The organism is Kitasatospora arboriphila, assembly GCF_039528095.1.
Lineage (GTDB): Bacteria > Actinomycetota > Actinomycetes > Streptomycetales > Streptomycetaceae > Kitasatospora > Kitasatospora arboriphila.
On sequence record NZ_BAAALD010000038.1, the window covers coordinates 50541 to 55199 of the forward strand.

The 4659-nt window shown below is 79.3% G+C and carries 4 protein-coding genes and 1 pseudogene; 2 read left to right on the plus strand and 3 right to left on the minus strand.

Features of this window, described 5'->3' with window-relative positions; all coding sequences use genetic code 11:
- Nucleotides 1–90 precede the first annotated feature (90 nt).
- Complete coding sequence (locus ABD353_RS20350; protein WP_344625080.1) at nt 91–510, minus strand: VOC family protein; 420 nt, start codon at nt 508–510, stop codon at nt 91–93.
- Nucleotides 511–648: 138 nt separating this feature from the next.
- Nucleotides 649–1833 (minus strand): ROK family protein, encoded by a 1185-nt coding sequence (locus ABD353_RS20355; protein ID WP_344625094.1) that lies wholly within the window; start codon nt 1831–1833, stop codon nt 649–651.
- A gap of 353 nt (nt 1834–2186) precedes the next feature.
- Between ABD353_RS20355 and ABD353_RS40480 the strand changes: the two are divergent.
- Together ABD353_RS40480 and ABD353_RS40485 are read left to right on the plus strand one after the other, a co-directional pair.
- Nucleotides 2187–2666, plus strand: a pseudogene (locus ABD353_RS40480) (MFS transporter); the annotation flags it as partial.
- Between the two features lies 1 nt (nt 2667).
- Nucleotides 2668–3369, plus strand: coding sequence for an MFS transporter (locus ABD353_RS40485; protein WP_425555208.1), 702 nt, complete (start codon nt 2668–2670; stop codon nt 3367–3369).
- Nucleotides 3370–3527: 158 nt separating this feature from the next.
- Here ABD353_RS40485 and ABD353_RS20365 read toward each other — a convergent pair.
- The coding region (locus tag ABD353_RS20365) for a serine/threonine-protein kinase (RefSeq protein WP_486326981.1) at nt 3528–4659 on the minus strand (1132 nt) is incomplete at its 5' end.

Consider the following 4659-nt stretch of genomic DNA (forward strand, 5'->3'; position numbering starts at 1 on the left):
CGCCGAGGCCCGGGCGCTCGGCGACGCCGCGGCACCCCGGCCGGACGGTGGGCCCCGGCCGGACGGTGGGCCCCGACCGGGCGGCGCGGCTCAGCCGTAGTGGCGCGCCTCCAGGACGTTGCCGTCCGGGTCGGCGAAGTAGTAGGTGCGCGGCGCGGTGCCGCGGGCCCCGAACGAGTTCTCCGCGTACGGGGTCACCGGGTGCCCGCCGGCCTCCAGCCGGGTCCGCAGCGCCTCGAACTCCTGCTCCGAGGTGGCCAGGCAGACGTGGTTGAGCCGGTTGCCGGCGCTGCCCTCGGCACCCGGCGCGGCATTCAGCTGCGGAGCGACCGTCAGCGGCACCAGGTCGATGAGCGTCCGCTCCGTCACCCGCATGCTGACGAACGGCGCGAGGCCCTTTTCGAACTCGGCCAGCCGGACGGGCTCCAGCCCCACCACGTCGCGGTAGAACGCGGCCGAGCGGACCGGATCGGCCACCCACAGCACCACGTGGTCCAGTTCGTACGGCATCGGCCCGCCACCCCTTCGTTCCACCCGTGCACGACCCTCCCATCGTGCCATCGCCCGCCGCGGCACGACCGCCGTTCCGCACGGCAGGGTGACGCACCGCACCGAGTGGTACGGCCACCGCCCCCGGCCGGCGGGCCGTCAGCCGCGGGCGGCGTACACCGCCTGCGGGTCCTGGAGGTACGGCTGCCAGGCGAGCTCGGCGGCTCCGGCGAGGCCGGCGTGGTCGACCTCCGCCGGCACGATCGGGACGCGTCCGCTGCGGCCCCACAGGCAGCGGTCGGCGACGACCGCGGCGAGCCGTTCGGGGGCGGCGGCGAGCAGGTCGAGGTGGAGGCCGCTGAGCACGATCCGGTCCGGGTTGAGGATGTTGACCAGGCCGGCGAGGCCGAGGCCCAGGCGGTCGACGACGTGGGCGACGGCGTCGGCGGCGGCGGGGTCGTCGGCGGCCGAGCGGGCGAGCCGGCGGGCCTGGTCGAGGATCGGGCCGCCGGGGTCGGGGGTGCGGCCGGCGGCGACGAACAGCGCCTCCGGGTCGGTCTCGGCGTTCAGACAGCCGCGGTTGCCGCAGACGCAGGGGCGGCCCTGCGGGTCGACCGTCAGGTGGCCGACCTCCAGGGCGAGTCCGGCGCTGCCGGTGTGCAGCCGGCCGTCGATCACCAGGGCGCCGCCGACGCCGCGGTGGCCGGAGGTGACGAGCAGCAGGTGGCGGGCGTCCCGGCCGGCGCCGTGGCGGTGCTCGGCGAGGGCGGCGAGGTTGGCGTCGTTGGCGACGGCGGAGGGCAGCGGGCTGCGGGCGCGCGGGCCGAAGTCGGCGCGCCGCACCTCCTGGGCGAACAGCTCGGCCACCGGGGTGCCGCTGGGCCAGGCGAAGTGCAGGGCGGCAAGGGCGGTGCCGTCCGGTTCGGTGACCGGGTTCGGCAGGGCGAGGCCGACGCCCAGGCAGCGGCGGGTGGTGGCGCGGGCGAGGTCGGCGCCGGCCTCGGCGACGGCCCGCAGCATCCGCACCGGGTCGGTCGCGGCCGGCAGCGGCAGGTAGCGGACGTCCTCCAGGCGCCCGCCGAGGCCCGCGAGCGCGACGCTCAGGCTGTCCGCGTGGATCTGTGCGGCGACGACGACCGGTCCGGCCGGGTTGACGGCGAGGCGGTGCGAGGGGCGGCCGCGCCCGCCGCCCGCGGGCCGGGAGTCGACGGTGATCAGCCCGAGCGCCTCGAGTTCGCCGGTGACGGCGCCCGCGGTGGCCCGGGTGACGTCGAGGGCACCGGTCAGCGCGGACCGGGTCGGTGCCCGTCCGGTGTGGACGAGTTCGAGGGCGGGCCCGAGCAGGCTGCGGCCGCGGTCCGGTGCCGGCCTGCGGTGGTCGGTGGGCGGCCGGCCGTCGGCGGCCGGACGGCGCGCTTCGGCCGCGGCGGAGCCGCTCGCTCCGGGGGAGGCCGGGGGGCGGGTGTCGTCGGCGTCCGGCGCGGGCCGGCGGTGCGGCGGCTCGGTCGGGGGCTGGGCACTTGTGGGTGAGGTCGGCACTCCTCTATTCTGACTTTGTGCCGCTACTGAACAAAACAGAAGCCCGGTCCTCCGCCGCCGACACCACCACCGACCCTGCCACCACCGCCGCCACCGCGGCGGTCCGTGCCCCGCGCACCTGGTCCGCCGCCAGGCTCGCCCTCACGGCCTTCTTCGCGATGGACGGCTTCCTGTTCGCCGCCTGGGTGGTGCGCATCCCCGACGTGCGCGCCCAGGTGCACGCCTCGCACAGCGCACTCGGCCTCGCCCTGCTCTGCATCTCGGCCGGCGCGGTCGCCACCATGGCCCTGGTCGGCCGGCTCTGCCTGCGGTACGGCAGCCGCCGCGTCACCGTCGGCTCCGTGGCCCTGCTGAGCCTCGCCGTGCCGCTGCCGGCGCACACCCACTCGGTGGCCGCGCTCGGCGCCGTCCTGCTGCTCTTCGGTGCCGGGTACGGCGCCGCCAACGTCAGCATGAACAGCGTCGCCGTCGACCTCGTCGCCCGGCTGCGGCGCCCCGTGATGCCGAGCTTCCACGCCGGGTACAGCCTCGGCGGCCTGCTCGGCGCCGCGGTCGGCGGGCTGCTGGCGGGCACCCTCAGCACGGCGTGGGCACTCGCCCTCGGCGGCGTGCTCGGCCTGCTGGTCACCGCGGCCGCCGGTGCGGTCCTGCTGCGCGACCCGGACGGCGACGCTCCCGCGCCGGCCCCCTCCGCCGCGGCCGGGCGCCGCCGCCCCCCCCCCCGCCCCCCCCCCCCCCGCCGCCGCGGCCGGCACGCCCCGGACGACGGCTACGGCGGCTCCGGCGGCCCGGCACGCGCGCCTGCTGGTCGTCCTGCTCGGTCTCACCGCGCTGTGCACCGCCTACGGCGAGGGCGCGCTCGCGGACTGGGCGACCCTGCACCTGACCGACGACGTGCACGCGGGCGCCGGCCTGGCCGCCGCCGGCTACGCCGCCTTCGCCTTCGCGATGACCGCCGGCCGGGTCAGCGGCACCTGGCTGTCCATCAGGCTCGGCGCGACCAGGGTGATGCTGTTCGGCGGTCTCACCGCGGCCGTCGGCATGCTGATCGCGGCCCTCGTCCCGTCGGTGCCCGCGGCCCTCGGCGGCTTCGTCCTGGTCGGCATCGGCCTGGCGAACATCTTCCCGCTGGCCATCGGCCGGGCCGGCGCCACCGGCGGCCCGCAGGGCGTGGCCACCGCCTCCGCCCTCGGCTACGCGGGCATGCTGATCGGCCCGCCGGTCATCGGCTTCCTCGCCGACGCGGTCGGCCTGCCCTTCGCCCTGACGAGTGTCGCCGCCGCGGCCGCGCTGGCCGGCCTGCTCGCCGTCACCGTCGGCCGCCCGCGCCGCACCGCCTGACCGTCCGCACCGCTCCACCCGGCACACCCCCGAGGGCCGGTCCTCCCACCGCGGGAGGGCCGGCCCTTCGGCGCACGCCCGCTGCGGCCACCGGGAACACCGGGCCCCGGCCAGGGCGGCCCCGGACGCGTGGGCCGCACCCGACGTGCCCGCCGCCGTCAGTCGGTGGCGACCAGGGCCTGCTCGGCGACGTCCGGGTCGGGGTGCTGCTGCCAGGGCGCGAGCACCGACCGGAGGGCGTCGGAGTCCGTCCGGCCGAAGTGGGCGGTCAGCAGGCTGACCCCGAGCAGGCCGGCCGCCGTGCCGCCGTCGGCGCGCAGCCGCTCGGTGACCTGGTGCAGCAGCGCCGGGTCGGGCCGGAGTGCGCCGGGGAAGCCCGGCGCCGGCAGCCGGTTCGGCCGGTCCCGGGTGAGGTCGAGCAGGGTGTCCCAGCGGTGCGGCGCGAGGTCCCCGGCGAGCAGGGCGCCGAGGGCCGCGCCGGACGCCGCCGCCGCGGCGCGGGCCGGCAGCGCGGCGGCCAGCAGGGCCGGGACCAGCGGGTCGAGCAGCACCGGCGGCACGGCGGTGCCGGAGCGGTGGTCGGCCAGTTCGGCGAGGCGCCGGCGCTGCCGCGGGTCGTGCCGGGCCTCGTCGGCGAGCCGTTCGACCAGCTGCGGCCACCAGGTGGCGACGACCAGCTCGGTCGGCCGGTCCGCGAGGAGGGCGACGGCGGAGCGCCGGACCTCGTCCGGCTCGTCGGGGCGCCGCAGCCGCTCGACGACGGCCCGGACGGTGTCCTCGTCGAGCGGTCCGCGCGAGCGGCGGACGGCGAGCGCCTGCGCCGCCGTGGCGGGGTCGCCGTCCCGGATCGCGGCGAGCAGCAGCCCGTCGAAGGGTGCCCGGCAGGCGGCCGGGAGCCGCAGGTGCGGGATGCCGAGGACGGCCTCGCGCACCGCCTCCTCGCCGAGGGCGGCGGCCAGGCGCTGCGCGCCGCCCGGGCGGTCGAGGTGGCGGGTGAGCCCGGCGGCGAGGACCGCCCGGACGTCCCGGTGCAGGGCGGGGAGGTCCCAGACCCGCAGGGCGAGACCGGCGGCGGGCCGGTCGGGGAGGTCGGCGAGGGCGCGGGCGAGTTCCTTGCCGACGCCGACGGCGAGGCCCGGCCGGGTCAGCAGGTCCCCCAGCAGCCGTACCCCGTCGGCCTCGGGGAGCCGTCCGAGCAGTCGGCGGACGCCCTGGGCGGGGGCCCGGCCGCGGGCGACGCCGCCGGGGGGGGCGGGGGGGGGGGGGGGGGGGGGCGGGGGGGGGGGGGGG

Excerpts from the sequence above, each read along its gene's own strand:
- ABD353_RS20350 (WP_344625080.1), bottom strand. The coding sequence starts at position 510 with ATGCCGTACGAACTGGACCACGTGGTGCTGTGGGTGGCCGATCCGGTC.